This is a genomic window from Nostoc sp. NMS9 (genome assembly GCF_017114995.1).
In the GTDB taxonomy this organism is placed as follows: domain Bacteria; phylum Cyanobacteriota; class Cyanobacteriia; order Cyanobacteriales; family Nostocaceae; genus Nostoc.
The window spans coordinates 1-12236 of the sequence record NZ_JABXKL010000099.1; the positions used below are offsets into that span (position 1 = coordinate 1).

The following is a 12236-nucleotide window of genomic DNA, read 5'->3' on the forward strand; positions in this document are numbered from 1 at the left end:
TTTGCCACCCTTCAGATGTACGGAATTTGTTCAAAACTCAAATAGGAGTCCTATATAGAAATACCAACGTGATCGGGAGAATGCATTTTGGTTGTAGATGATAAAACTGCCATTCAGGAAATTACTAAAACATCTCTAGAAAACTATAATTACACAGCAATTACTGCTGGTGATGGCATGGAAGCATTAGCAATTTACACCCAGCATCAAGAGAAAATTAGTGCGGCGATTATTGATATAATGATGTCCAAGATGGATAGAGCAACTACCATTCGCACATTGCAAAATATAAATCCGCTGGATTATTGCTGTAAGTGGACTGGCAACAAGTGAACAAGTACCGCTCTATAAAACGGCTGAGTATACAGCCTTTTTACCTAAACCTTATACAACGCAAGAATTATTGAAAACCCTACATGCAGTTATTAGTCATTAATCTGCATGATCTAGACGATCGCAGTCATATCTACCTTTAATCTCTTGATTGAAAAAGCTGCCAATTGAGTCAGAGGAATGTAAATCTTCCCAAGTATCCTCGTCTACGCCTAAGTACTGATAAACCGCTCCACTTTGAAACTCAACTTGCAAAATCTGTTCGTTGCGATCATAGCCTACAGCCATAGCCATTGATGAGACAACTGGTAGCATGACAATTGGTTCTTCTTCAAAGGGTAATGCAGTCGTTTCGGCAATCGCCTCGTTCAGTTCTTGCAATCCTTCATAAGCTTGTATTGGTGCCGGAATTTCCAAAAACTCTAGTTCGTTACCTCGGTCGAGCAACAACTGCAAATATCCATCAGAGTGAGCGATCGCTACTAAACTGCTCAAGTCTACCTTAGATAGCTTCATTTATTTTGTACTCTCCTATTAGCGTAGTCGGGAGTGGTAAAGTTTTATGCAATATCAAGTGCTTTTATAGTACATTTATACTAAATAATCACTTAAGTGTCAAGTTTTTTCTCCCAAGCGAGAATTTTAGGTGTGTAGAGACGCTTTAGCAAAGCAGCACCCAGTGTTTTTCTCTGACATCCGGGGAAATACCCATGATATCAAGTCCGGTTAATCGCTTATCGAAACAGAATTCAGGAGTCAGGAGCCAGAATACAGGAAAGGTATTTTGAACGAAAGAGCGGATAGCGTAACAAATTTATAATCTTGTGCATCAACGAAAATACGTCGTTTCAGGCTGTTATCAATTATCCTTTGATAAACAGCGATCGCCTAAATAGTGTCGAAAAATCAAGGTTTAATGCCTGAAATCAATACTACATATTTGGGTTTTCATGTCAATGCGTAAGTCCTAATCTCCTTTGCTGACTAACCTGCAGAATGTGGGATAATCAGGAATAGTCCGTAACTCTTGATTTGATTGTTCAAGTTGCGATCGCAATTTTTCCGGCTCTATCTCTTCCTCACCAAGACTTCTCAAGATCACAGCCAGGGATTGCAGAGGCCCATTATGGATTGCTTCAAAAGAGTGCTTAAGAGTTAAACTGCACTGTTCGAGTAGCGCTCTTAAATCTCGGTCAAAAAAATGTCGTCAGTCCTGCACTGGTAAAAGCTAACAAGGTTGGTACTAAAGGAATCCACCAACCGAGAATCAGTCCAACATAACAAATTCCGACGATTTCGATACTAGTTATACCAAGGCTCAACAATGTTTTTGCTGGAGATTGAAGGATTAAACCCAGAATGATGCCGACTAAACCCCAAGTTAAAATCCATAAATACTCCCAAATTTCTGACCATACTTTTAACAGTGGTTGTCTGTCTAAAACATGACTAATAATTTCACTCGTGGCATGAGCATGAACTTCTACACTATAAATCTATTGGTATTGAGAAGACTCGTCAACTCCTAAACCCGTGGTATAGAGTGTATTTTTAACTGCCGAGATGGTAAATCTATCTTTAACACTAGCAGCAGTCATGCCAATAATCACGATGCGATCGCGAATCCAATGAGGATCAATTTTATTATTAAGATATCCCTTAGAGATATGGTGCGGAAAGGTTGGGGATAAGAGCGACTCCCATGAGCAAACTCTATTCCTTGCTCGTGCAAATAAAATTGTGCTAAACGCAGAGATAAGGAGTATTTAAGTTCTCCGGTATAAGTTTTACTTGCGATTAAGCTACGTCGCAGCTTTCCATCTGGGTCTACTATTGTATCTGCAAAGCCGACTCGTTCGGGAGGTAACTCAGGTGGTGGTTTAACATTAAAAGATTGCTTTGGATTTAATGCTACTTCAACTCCGATGAGATTTGGATTCTCTCTCCAGACAGGTGCAAGTTCTGCATCAGCCGAATTACTTTTATCTCTAAAAAGGTCGAGACCGATGACTCTGGGTTTGTAGCTATTTAAGATGCTCAACATTTGGGCAATTTCTTTATCGGCTCCCCTTCTCCCACACTTGGAAGAAAGGGTTGGGGGATGTAGCAAGATCCCGCAGGGTGGGCTAGTTTTACATTCGTGCAAGAAGTCTATTTCCTGCACTAACGCAGATTTCCCAATACCAGCATAATCCAGATACCAACATCATTTCGACTTGGAATTTTGGGTTGCCACTTGGTTCCCTTTGTGAAGTCGTTTCTGAATTGTTTGGTAAAGCAAGACTATGTTTCCAGGGTTGATATCTTTATGAATGATATTGCCTGCATGAATTCTGCCCAGAATATTGCAAAGAGCGATCGCAATACTTAGAACTGGGATAAGGGCATGGAACAGAACATATCTGGGCGCTTGTGCATCCATTGTTGTAGGGATATTTCCTCAAAAGCTTCTAAGAGAATCACCAGAGTGCGTTGATAATCCTGTTGGCTGTATACTTTGACATTCAATTGGCTCTATAGATAGAGAAATATCCTGAGCAAGGCTGGTATATTTAAAAGTTTTAGTAGTAACAATTTTTGAATAGGATTAAGAGATTAACCTGGTATTTTTACAAGCCTTGACAGTATGTATATGGAATTTTTTAACAGGATTCCTTTGATGCCTTTAGTATTACTCTTATTGGCTTACATTCTTCTGGGATGGTATCTTGCTGCTAATCATATTATTTGGTTAGTAGGAGCTTTTGTTGTTGCTATGGTTATAGCTGTAGTACGAAAGAGTTTTTATTGGTTAGAGCGTTTAGTTGAGTTTGGCTCGAAAACTTTAGCTGTCATCTTGTTTTTAAGTATATCAATTACTTTAGTAGCAACTTGGTCGATATTATTAAGGCTCTTTATTATTCCATTAGCCACTACACTTTTAGCTGATTTGGAAATGCGCTTTTCTGGCTGCAATAAACTAGATTCGTTTTGGGTTATAACTGTCCTTGCTGTCTTGGGTTTGCTAGTAGGTGAAGTAATAGATATTTTACTTTTTCCCAGTAGCAGATACTAAAGAATTAGGGATAAAAAACTGATATATTATTTATTAATTAACAGCACACAGATGTGCATCCAAACTTAATCGAAACTATGGAGCGATCGCTGTCTGTAGTACAGCAGGGTGTAAATAAAGCATCCATTTTAAATCAATGAAAAGTTTGTGGTATAAAAATTACGCATAGCAGTACCAGCTTTTTAATCAAACAAGGCACGATTACCCCTTATGAGTCAATCATTCTTTAGATGACTATAAATCTCACTAATTGTTTGACTGATGCAAATATCAAATAAAGGCAGCTTAAGGAGGAAATATGATAGGCTTAAAAGGAAAGAATGCTTTGATTACAGGTGCAACTTCAGGTATCGGTCAGGCGATCGCTATCAGACTCGCTAAAGAAGGGTGCAACATCGCCATCAATTACCGCTCATACCCTGAAGAGGCGGCAGACACGGAAGAGATGGCATTGCAAAAATCCTGCGGAAATATCGAAAATTGTGGTGTGAAGTCGCTGCTGGTTCAGGGAGATGTCTCCCAAGAATCAGACATTGTTGAGATGGTCAACACCGTAGTAAAGGAATTTGGCAGTTTAGATATTCTAGTTAATAATGCTGGCATTCAAACAGAAAGTCCATCCCACGAAGTTACCACAGCAGACTTTGACCGGGTAATTGCAGTCAATCTTCGGGGTGCTTATCTCTGCGCCCGTGAAACTATTAAACACCTCCTGTCTGTTAATCGTCCGGGGGTGATTATTAATATTTCCAGCATTCACGAAATTATTGGGCGATTGCTATATATCAGTTATTCCATTAGCAAAGGCGGGATGGAAAACCTAACCAAAACTTTAGCTTTGGAATATGCAAGCCTTGGTATTCGTGTCAATGCCATTGGCCCCGGAGCAACAATCACGCCAATGAATCAAGCTTGGATAGATGATCCTGAAAAAAAGGCAATCGTGGAAAGTCACATCCCAATGGGACGTGCTGGCTCCTCAGAGGAGATGGCAGCCGCAGTAGCTTTTTTAGCTTCGGATGAAGCCGCCTACATCACCGGACAAACGCTATTTGTAGATGGTGGATTGACTCTATATGCTGACTTCCGGGAATCTTGGTCAGCTTGAGGTTAGGCTGGCGTACTTTCCACATTAAGCCGATACATACCTATTAGTGGAATTAAACGCCTATGACTAGCGCGATCGATAAGAACAGTCAGATGGAAGCAGAAGCCTGGAAATTATTGGAAGAGTCTGTAATTTATTACCAAGGAAAACCCATTGGGACTCTAGCCGCCCACGATCTGGAGTCAGATGCACTCAATTATGACCAGTGCTTCCTCCGCGATTTTATCCCTTCTGCCTTGGTGTTTCTCATGCACGGCAAAGCAGAGATTGTGCGTAACTTCTTAGTAGAAACACTGAAATTACAAAGTCATGAAAAGCAAATAGACTGCTTTGAACCGGGAGCGGGATTAATGCCTGCCAGTTTCAAGGTTCATTCTAATGGGAATGAAGAATTTTTGGTCGCTGATTTTGGAGAGCAAGCGATCGCTCGTGTTCCCCCGATTGATTCTTGTATGTGGTGGATTCTCTTGCTACGAGCTTATGAAAAAGCTACAGGCGATTTGTCACTAGCGCGTCAGCCAGATTTTCAAGCCGGAATCAAACTAATTTTGGATCTTTGCTTAGTACATCGGTTTTCCATGTACCCAACAATGTTAGTTCCCGATGGCGCGTTTATGATTGACCGTCGCATGGGAGTTTACGAACATCCTTTAGAAATTCAGGTGTTATTCTACGCCTCTTTGAGGGCTGCTGGTGAATTGCTTTTACCAGATGGGGATGGCGATACTTACCTCGGCAAAGTCAATAGGCGATTGGGATCTTTGAAATATCATATCCGCAACTATTATTGGCTAGACCTGAAGCGATTGGGGGAAATCTATCGTTACAAAGATAACGAATTTGGTAAAGAAATTGTTAATAAATTCAACATCAACTCAGAATCAATTCCTAGTTGGTTGACTGAGTGGTTGCCCGAAACTGGAGGATATTTAGCGGGAAATCTGGGGCCGGGACGCATAGATTTTCGCTTTTTTGCTTTGGGAAATCTGATGGCAATCTTAACTTCTTTAGCCAGCGAAAAAGAATCTCAAAGCATTATGAATTTATTCGCCCAACGTTGGCAAGACTTGATCGGCTATATGCCTGTTAAAATTTGCTTTCCCGCTTTGGAAGGTTTAGAGTGGAGAATTGTTACAGGATGTGACTCTAAGAACAGGGCTTGGTCTTATCACAACGGCGGTAACTGGCCCGTTTTACTGTGGTTATTTACCGCTGCGGCACTGAAAGCAGATCGAACAGAACTTGCTCAAGCAGCGATCGCTATTGCCGAAAGGCGTTTATTTAGAGATAAATTCCCAGAATACTATGATGGCAACAATGGTCGTTTAATTGGCAAAGAAGCCCGAATTTATCAAACTTGGAGCATTGCCGGATTGCTAGCTGCTAAAAAGCTTGTGGAAAATCCAGAGTACTTGGAATTAATCAGTTTTGCAGAGGGTATTGAAGGCCCAGGCTGTAGCCTGTAGGTAGTGAATCAATACGGTTCGCTTAAGGTTTTTTGATGAAAATTCTAGATCACAAAGACGCGATAAATCGCCGTCAAGACGAAAGACTGATTATTATAGAGGTGGTGATTCATCACGTCTCTTGCCTTAACCAAACAGTATTGGGTAGTGAATACCTCGCAAGGTTTTACCCCAAAGATGATTTAGTGGTGTAATTATACAGGGTGTTCTGCTAACTAGTACAGTGGGCGCGTAAATCCAGCTACCATCTCAATTCAGCAGACAATAGGCAGACAAGTTGTTCTGAGCAACTGGTTAAAGGTACACAAACTTCCGGCTGTACTAGCTATACTGACATAACATTGCAAGCGGGCAAACTTTTGATAAGTATATTTTAGTAAATAGTGTATTTGTACCACAAAAATCCTGATTAAAAGGTTCCAGCGATCGCCCAGTCTGCTTCTGCATGAGAGGTTACGCCAACGAGTGACCCTGCCTCTGAATCCCCTTCTCAAATACCCGATAACTGATACACTATATTGTAAGAGGTATCTGAAGTGTCATACTTAGTAATATCATCAGATAGTCTTTGCATAATTAGCACGTTTTAACGTGTATTAACCATGAAAATTACTTCAGATTTAATTCCAGAATTTGAAAAACTATTCAGACAAAAATTACAACTAAATAATTGTAAACTTAGAAAGAAAAGACAAGAGAATAATTATGAAATTATTACTCCAGCTAAAGACATCTTTTTAATGTATTGGTCTGAGTTTCCAGAAGTTAACTTAATATATCAGGCTGTAGGGGTACGCACTCAGCAGACTAGTGTTTATGAACGAGCTATCCGCTCCCACATTAGTTCTAGTTTGAGTAGTATTCAGGAGAATCCTCACTCTGAATCACCATTATTGGTGAAATAGTTGACACTCAGATAACACAGACAATATTTACTAAGCTCTCGCCAGTTTTGTTATATAACTGACGAGAGTTGATCACCGAAAATGTGTTGATCGAGAGATAAAAATGCAATCCGAAAAAAATCAAGATCAGCTAGATTATAAAACCTTGTTAGCCAATGCAAAGCAAGCCTTAAAAGCTGAATATCAAAAATCAGCCGCTTTAGCATCCCAACTGAAAGCCATCAAAACTCAGTTAGAACAAGTTCAGGCTGAAAACAAAACTCTGAGAGAAAGTGCCTATGAAGATGTAGTTAAGCACTTTGAGGCGCGTACTCAAGCAGCAGAAGCACTGGCACTGAAAACAGAAGTACGCCAAAAATTCCTTGAAGCCAATGGTTGTAAGGATGATGAGAGCTTCGATGCTCTATGGGATAGCATTAAAAATAAGATTCAGATCCAAGACAGTGAGGTGAGAATCGTTACTCAAAATGGCACTCCTAAGTTCACCTTAACAGGTAGCATGATGACTTTGAGGGATTTTATTCAATCCCTCAAGCAAGATCCAATCTCTGGAAAATTTTTCTTGAGCTAGAGAGCCAAATTAATGAAAGCCTCTCGCTAAAAGCGAACTAACGATTGTAGTCAAAAGTTATTTATCTTCGTCTCCTGGCGTTCGCTCTGACTTTGTTGGGCATTCCACTCCAAAGCGATTCACTCCAACATTTCAGATTGCGTACAGTTATTAACATTGGCGTATATTTTAATCAGCCAATTCCAATTCTAGAGAGATTTAATTATGATACAAGATGATGAAATACTTGACATTGTAGATGAAAATGATTGCGTAATTGGGCAGAAGAAACGTTCGGAAATATATCGTCAAAGACTATGCAATTTTAGAGTTGTGAATGTTTTTGTTGTTAGCACACAAAAGTATCTTTCCCCTTTGTCTTGATGTCAGTATGGGGGGTCAACCCCTGCGGGGAATTCAAAATTCAAAATTCAAAATTGAAGACCCCACGGATAAATCCGGGGGCTTGAATTAATGTTGCTTTGCATTTTTTCTTTTCCATAAATAAATTCAGGGGCTTGTATCCTTTTTTTGTTTGGTCATGTTGAAACCGGAGAAACCTATGAAGATGCTCTACAACGTGAACTTAAAGAAGAGTTGAACTTAGAGTTAAACATACTTCATTTTCGACTTTTGGGATATTTAACACCAAATCAGTATCAAGTATCTGCTTTTATGAAGGTTTATGAAATCAAATTAAATTGTAGTCCAGAGTACAATAAAAATGATTTTATTGAAAGTTTTTGGTTATCCCCTGATGATTTAATAAAATGGTTGTATGACGGTGAGGCTGCAAAAAGTGACTTGCTCAAACTTGTGCAAATATTTTCTAAAAATTTGTCGAGTTCTTCGTTTGATATTTCAGAGATGTCTATAGTTTCATATTCATATTAATTATAAATATCACGATCCAGATGACACCACAAGACGCACGAAAATACGCACCAGCAACCGAGCGTAACCGCGAAGCAATTCTAGAAGTACTTTTACAAGTGTTGCCGGAGAGCGGCACTCTTTTAGAAATAGCAAGTGGTACTGGTGAACACGCAGTCTTTTTTGCATCCAGGCTCAAAGATTATCTGTGGCTCCCAACCGATGTAAATCCACAATCAAGAGCCAGCATTATTTCATGGACTGAACACAATGTATGTGATAACGTTTATGCACCGCTTGAGCTAGATGTAAGAGAACCAGTTTGGGTTGTGGAAAATAGTGGATTTGATTGGCTGAATACGAAGCCAATTGTCGCCATTGTCAACATCAACATGATTCACATTTCACCTTGGTCAGCCTGTATAGGGTTAATGGCAGGGGCAGGTCGTATCCTAAAAGCAGCAGGTATCCTCTATTTGTATGGCCCCTTCAAACAAGATGGAGAAAATACATCTGGGAGTAATGCAGCTTTTGACGAATATTTACGCACTGAAAACCCAGAGTGGGGTGTGCGTAACTTGGATGATGTCATAGCAGTAGCTAGGGCACAAAATCTGATCTTGCAACAGATTTACCAAATGCCAGCTAATAATCTTTCAGTAGTGTTTCGACGTTCACTCTAGCACTAAGTTTTCCATAAATTAAAAGACAGTAATTTTAGCGTCTCCTATCATTTATTGAGAGTTATAGCGCTTCTCATTTGCGTGAGGTACACCCTACACCCCTCGTATAATGCTGTACCGCATCTGAATGGGAACGGCTATATGTTAAATAAATTAGTTTTTACAGATTTGCCAAAACACCAACAATACCGTGTCCTGTGAATACTTCTAATGCTATCAGAGAGACAAAACCAATCATTGCTAAACGACCGTTAAGCATTTCTGCATAGGGAGTGAAACCAGTGCGATCGCCTTGCTTATCTATATAAACTTTTGGCTCGATCGCAAAGTTGTTCAGTTTGCCTTGGTCGTCAATTATAGCAGTGCTTGTACGCATGGATTTTTCCCTGTATTCTGTTTATGTAAACAACTGTAACAAATTTATTAATATTTGTAAAGTATTTTAATCTAATCGAGTAGTAGTCCAAGCCAGAGAAAAGATATGATGATGAATCGAGTTCAAAGCCATGTCTCAGCAACAGGCTCTGCTCCTTGTTCGTAAGCACTTTCAATCACGGTAGTTTCTCATGGGGGAAACCCCCTTCTCTACGAGACGCTCCGCGTTCGCGTAGCGTTCCGAAGGAAAGGCGCTAGCCTCTCCCTTTGGGAGAAGACCGAACTACCTCACAAATCCATACCCTAACAGCTAATGCATCGATTTCGAGTAGAGGTTATTGCCAAAACACCAAACCCGCAGCAGGTGATTTATGCCGCGATGCACCAGGACTATACCGATGGGTTCGTGTTTGATGAGCGCGACTCCTGGCCGTCGGAGCCACAAAGCGGCGAAGTTATTGTTAAGCGGCTTTTAGCAGGTGAGAGGGGACACTATGGGCCTTTAGAGCATCCCCAGATTGTTTTCAACTGTGGCTACTTTCCCCACAGTGTGATGCAGCAGGCGCGGACTCATCGTGTTTCTGTATCATTTGATGTACAATCTTTTAGGTACACAGGCAACCAATTTATTGATGTAGTAGAAGGAAAGAAAGACATAGAAGATGTTTTTTACCTACGTCCCGTTGGTTATTACACTGATAGACAAGGCAAAAAGTACCACTATTCACCAGAGCAACGAGCAGCAGATTTGGAGTGGTGTTTAGAAGCAGCTAAACGATATAAAGTTGATTTTGAGGCGGGAATGTCTGAAGAACACGCCAGAGGCAAAGTGCCTTTTGATTATCGCCAGCATTTTGTAGTTAGTTTTAATTTAAGGTCTTTCTTGCATTTTTGTGACCTGAGAAATAAGAAAGATGCTCAACTGGAAATTCAAAAGTTGTGTGAAATGATGTGGCCTCATTTTGAAGATTGGGCACCTGCAATCGCACAATGGTATGAAAAGCAGCGTCTAGGTAAAGCAAGGTTAGCACCTTAGATTAATGACGAATAGATTAATGACCGATCAGCCTCTCTATATACGAGAGTTGACATAATTTGCGGTAGGATAAAGCGACGCGACTATCGTCGGATTTATTGGATTTGATTTAAGGCGATCGCATCTATTTTTTTTGATGAACAAAGCTGCCGATGTTAGCACTAAAAAATTAATCAGCCTTGCACCAAATAATTGGGCAAAATGGGTGACAGGAATTCCCGACATTGTTACAGGCGAAATCTTAAATACAGAATTCCAATGGATTAGCCGACAAAGTGATGTTGTAATTCAGGCTGAAAGTCCCCAATACGGAAAATTTCTCATCCTCAATGAGTTACAATTGCGCTACACATCAGAAATGCCGCGTCGGATGCGTGCTTATGCTGCTCTTGCGGAAGAGAAATATAAACTACAAACCTACCCTGTACTGATTAACATTCTCAAAATCAGCAACAGCGAAATACCTACAAGCTTTGCATCCAATTTTATCGGGTTAAGAGCAATTCAAGATTACCGCGTAATCAACCTTTGGGAGGTTGATGTAAATATTGCTTTTGAGACGCCGTTACCGTCACTACTTCCCTTTGTACCAATTCTCAAAGGCGGAGAAAACGAGTCTACAATTAGGGAAGCATTGCGAATGCTGCGTGCTGATGAGCAATTAAATCAACTTGAGACAGTTCTGGCATTTTTTGCAACCTTTGTATTAGAAAGTACTTTAGTTCAGGAAATCATGAGGTGGGATATGACAGTCTTAAGAGAGTCACCTTGGTATCAAGAAATTTTGCGTGAGGGACAAGCACGAGGAGAAGCAGAAGGAGAAGCACGAGGAGAAGCACGAGGAGAAGTACGTGGAATAATCTTTAGCATCGAAACAAATTTAGAGGCGAAATTTGGCAGCGATGGTTTGGAGTTGATGTCGCAAATTTCGCAAATTTCTGACTTAGAGCAATTGAAAGAGATTTTACGCAGGATTGTTGTAGCAAATACAATTCAAGATTTACGGAATGTTTTGTAGGATAAAGCGATCGCTCCAACTCTGGCTGAGAGCTAGAATGTGATGAAGGTTTAGATTATAAAATTTTCGAGTTATTACACTTAAAATTTGGCGTTGCATAGTTGCGGGATGAATTAGGCTACTAAGGGTACAAATCCATAATGGAGGTAGTGCAGTAACAATCGAATTGATAGCTTAAGCATTTCTTCTGATTTAGAATAGCAAAGAGTTTTTCGATGAAGGCGTGCTAGATAATGTCTTAATCTGGTATTTTCTCCTTCTACTCGTGTCATGTAGGTTTTTTTGATTATCTGGTCACAATCATCGATAAAACATGGATAAACTGGGTATCCATCTGTTACGTAAAAATAACATTTCCAACATTTAATAATCTTCCATAGTTTTGCAAAGGTTTTGGCACTACGGTCTCCTAGAGTCCAAGCTAAAATGCCTGGAAGATGATTATTTACTGCCGTCCATACCCAAATTTTGTTTTTTTTTACCCACAAATGTCTCAAGTTCATCGACTTGTGCTACTTCAGGAATTTCTGAATGTTCAGGCGCATCTGGTAATTTTAGAGCGACTTCTTTCACCCAATTTATTACCGTATTATGATTGACTCCAGTCAGCCGCTCAATAGCGCGAAAACCAATACCATTTACATACATGGTTAGACATCGTTGTTTAATTTCGTCGTCGTATCCGCGTTTTGAATATGATTCTAGAAATTGGCGTTAGCGAAGCGGGGCGGAACGCACGTCGCAAGAGACACAGATGTAGTTCTGTTTACCACGACGATGCCCGTTCTTACGGATAAGGTTGGATGCACAATGTGGACAGTTCATCCCTTAATT

At 40.2% G+C, this 12236-nt stretch carries 15 protein-coding genes and 2 pseudogenes; 11 read left to right on the top strand and 6 right to left on the bottom strand.

The genetic code is table 11. From position 1 onward, the window contains the following. Positions 1-54 precede the first annotated feature (54 nt). A pseudogene (locus HWQ40_RS32560) lies at positions 55-436 on the top strand (response regulator); the annotation flags it as partial. Here the strand turns inward: HWQ40_RS32560 and HWQ40_RS32565 are convergent. From HWQ40_RS32565 to HWQ40_RS32575, 4 genes are all read right to left on the bottom strand, one after another. Beyond that, positions 433-849 (bottom strand): KTSC domain-containing protein, encoded by a 417-nt coding sequence (locus HWQ40_RS32565; protein WP_094350602.1) that lies wholly within the window; start codon positions 847-849, stop codon positions 433-435. The pseudogene HWQ40_RS32560 and the gene HWQ40_RS32565 sit on opposite strands and share 4 nt — an antisense overlap. A 677-nt stretch (positions 850-1526) precedes the next feature. Further along, positions 1527-1829, bottom strand: a complete 303-nt coding sequence (locus HWQ40_RS35795) for a CHASE2 domain-containing protein (protein ID WP_366934043.1) — start codon at positions 1827-1829, stop codon at positions 1527-1529. 110 nt (positions 1830-1939) lie between these two features. After that, positions 1940-2497 (bottom strand): CHASE2 domain-containing protein, encoded by a 558-nt coding sequence (locus HWQ40_RS32570; protein WP_292786124.1) that lies wholly within the window; start codon positions 2495-2497, stop codon positions 1940-1942. A gap of 42 nt (positions 2498-2539) precedes the next feature. Beyond that, on the bottom strand, positions 2540-2755 hold the full coding sequence (locus HWQ40_RS32575; RefSeq protein ID WP_292786126.1) for a hypothetical protein: 216 nt from the start codon (positions 2753-2755) through the stop codon (positions 2540-2542). A 204-nt stretch (positions 2756-2959) separates the two neighbouring features. Here HWQ40_RS32575 and HWQ40_RS32580 point away from each other — a divergent pair, with 204 nt between their 5' ends. The 8 genes from HWQ40_RS32580 (at position 2960) to HWQ40_RS32615 (ending at position 8973) form a co-directional block, all read left to right on the top strand. Continuing rightward, positions 2960-3388: a hypothetical protein gene (locus tag HWQ40_RS32580; RefSeq protein ID WP_292786127.1), complete on the top strand. Its 429-nt coding sequence runs from the start codon at positions 2960-2962 to the stop codon at positions 3386-3388. A 298-nt stretch (positions 3389-3686) separates the two neighbouring features. Beyond that, positions 3687-4496, top strand: a complete 810-nt coding sequence (locus tag HWQ40_RS32585) for a glucose 1-dehydrogenase (protein ID WP_292786128.1) — start codon at positions 3687-3689, stop codon at positions 4494-4496. Between the two features lie 62 nt (positions 4497-4558). Next, positions 4559-5962, top strand: a complete 1404-nt coding sequence (locus tag HWQ40_RS32590) for a glycoside hydrolase 100 family protein (RefSeq protein ID WP_292786130.1) — start codon at positions 4559-4561, stop codon at positions 5960-5962. Between the two features lie 35 nt (positions 5963-5997). After that, positions 5998-6156 (top strand): hypothetical protein, encoded by a 159-nt coding sequence (locus HWQ40_RS32595; protein ID WP_292786131.1) that lies wholly within the window; start codon positions 5998-6000, stop codon positions 6154-6156. 408 nt (positions 6157-6564) lie between these two features. Next, the gene (locus tag HWQ40_RS32600; protein WP_292786133.1) at positions 6565-6867 is read left to right on the top strand and encodes a hypothetical protein; all 303 of its coding nucleotides are present in this window, start codon (positions 6565-6567) and stop codon (positions 6865-6867) included. A gap of 103 nt (positions 6868-6970) precedes the next feature. Beyond that, the gene (locus HWQ40_RS32605) at positions 6971-7438 is read left to right on the top strand and encodes a hypothetical protein (RefSeq protein ID WP_292786135.1); all 468 of its coding nucleotides are present in this window, start codon (positions 6971-6973) and stop codon (positions 7436-7438) included. Positions 7439-7948: 510 nt separating this feature from the next. Next, positions 7949-8311, top strand: a complete 363-nt coding sequence (locus HWQ40_RS32610; protein ID WP_292786137.1) for an NUDIX domain-containing protein — start codon at positions 7949-7951, stop codon at positions 8309-8311. Between the two features lie 20 nt (positions 8312-8331). Continuing rightward, positions 8332-8973 (top strand): DUF938 domain-containing protein, encoded by a 642-nt coding sequence (locus HWQ40_RS32615; RefSeq protein ID WP_292786139.1) that lies wholly within the window; start codon positions 8332-8334, stop codon positions 8971-8973. Positions 8974-9133: 160 nt separating this feature from the next. Here HWQ40_RS32615 and HWQ40_RS32620 read toward each other — a convergent pair whose 3' ends face one another. Beyond that, on the bottom strand, positions 9134-9349 hold the full coding sequence (locus HWQ40_RS32620; protein ID WP_292786140.1) for a chlorophyll a/b-binding protein: 216 nt from the start codon (positions 9347-9349) through the stop codon (positions 9134-9136). A gap of 312 nt (positions 9350-9661) precedes the next feature. Here HWQ40_RS32620 and thyX point away from each other — a divergent pair, with 312 nt between their 5' ends. Then, the gene (gene thyX, locus HWQ40_RS32625) at positions 9662-10384 is read left to right on the top strand and encodes an FAD-dependent thymidylate synthase (protein WP_292786141.1); all 723 of its coding nucleotides are present in this window, start codon (positions 9662-9664) and stop codon (positions 10382-10384) included. Between the two features lie 136 nt (positions 10385-10520). Then, entirely contained in the window at positions 10521-11402 is an 882-nt protein-coding gene (locus HWQ40_RS32630) for an Rpn family recombination-promoting nuclease/putative transposase (RefSeq protein WP_292786142.1), read from the top strand. Between the two features lie 113 nt (positions 11403-11515). Here HWQ40_RS32630 and HWQ40_RS32635 read toward each other — a convergent pair. After that, positions 11516-12227: pseudogene (locus tag HWQ40_RS32635) on the bottom strand (IS1 family transposase). Positions 12228-12236: the final 9 nt, after the last annotated feature.

Coding starts and splice junctions, on each gene's coding strand:
- HWQ40_RS32565 (WP_094350602.1), bottom strand. CDS start 849: ATGAAGCTATCTAAGGTAGACTTGAGCAGTTTAGTAGCGATCGCTCAC.
- HWQ40_RS32575 (WP_292786126.1), bottom strand. CDS start 2,755: ATGGATGCACAAGCGCCCAGATATGTTCTGTTCCATGCCCTTATCCCA.
- HWQ40_RS32580 (WP_292786127.1), top strand. CDS start 2,960: ATGTATATGGAATTTTTTAACAGGATTCCTTTGATGCCTTTAGTATTA.
- HWQ40_RS32585 (WP_292786128.1), top strand. CDS start 3,687: ATGATAGGCTTAAAAGGAAAGAATGCTTTGATTACAGGTGCAACTTCA.
- HWQ40_RS32590 (WP_292786130.1), top strand. CDS start 4,559: ATGACTAGCGCGATCGATAAGAACAGTCAGATGGAAGCAGAAGCCTGG.
- HWQ40_RS32595 (WP_292786131.1), top strand. CDS start 5,998: ATGAAAATTCTAGATCACAAAGACGCGATAAATCGCCGTCAAGACGAA.
- HWQ40_RS32600 (WP_292786133.1), top strand. CDS start 6,565: ATGAAAATTACTTCAGATTTAATTCCAGAATTTGAAAAACTATTCAGA.
- HWQ40_RS32605 (WP_292786135.1), top strand. CDS start 6,971: ATGCAATCCGAAAAAAATCAAGATCAGCTAGATTATAAAACCTTGTTA.
- HWQ40_RS32615 (WP_292786139.1), top strand. CDS start 8,332: ATGACACCACAAGACGCACGAAAATACGCACCAGCAACCGAGCGTAAC.
- HWQ40_RS32620 (WP_292786140.1), bottom strand. CDS start 9,349: ATGCGTACAAGCACTGCTATAATTGACGACCAAGGCAAACTGAACAAC.
- thyX (WP_292786141.1), top strand. CDS start 9,662: ATGCATCGATTTCGAGTAGAGGTTATTGCCAAAACACCAAACCCGCAG.
- HWQ40_RS32630 (WP_292786142.1), top strand. CDS start 10,521: ATGAACAAAGCTGCCGATGTTAGCACTAAAAAATTAATCAGCCTTGCA.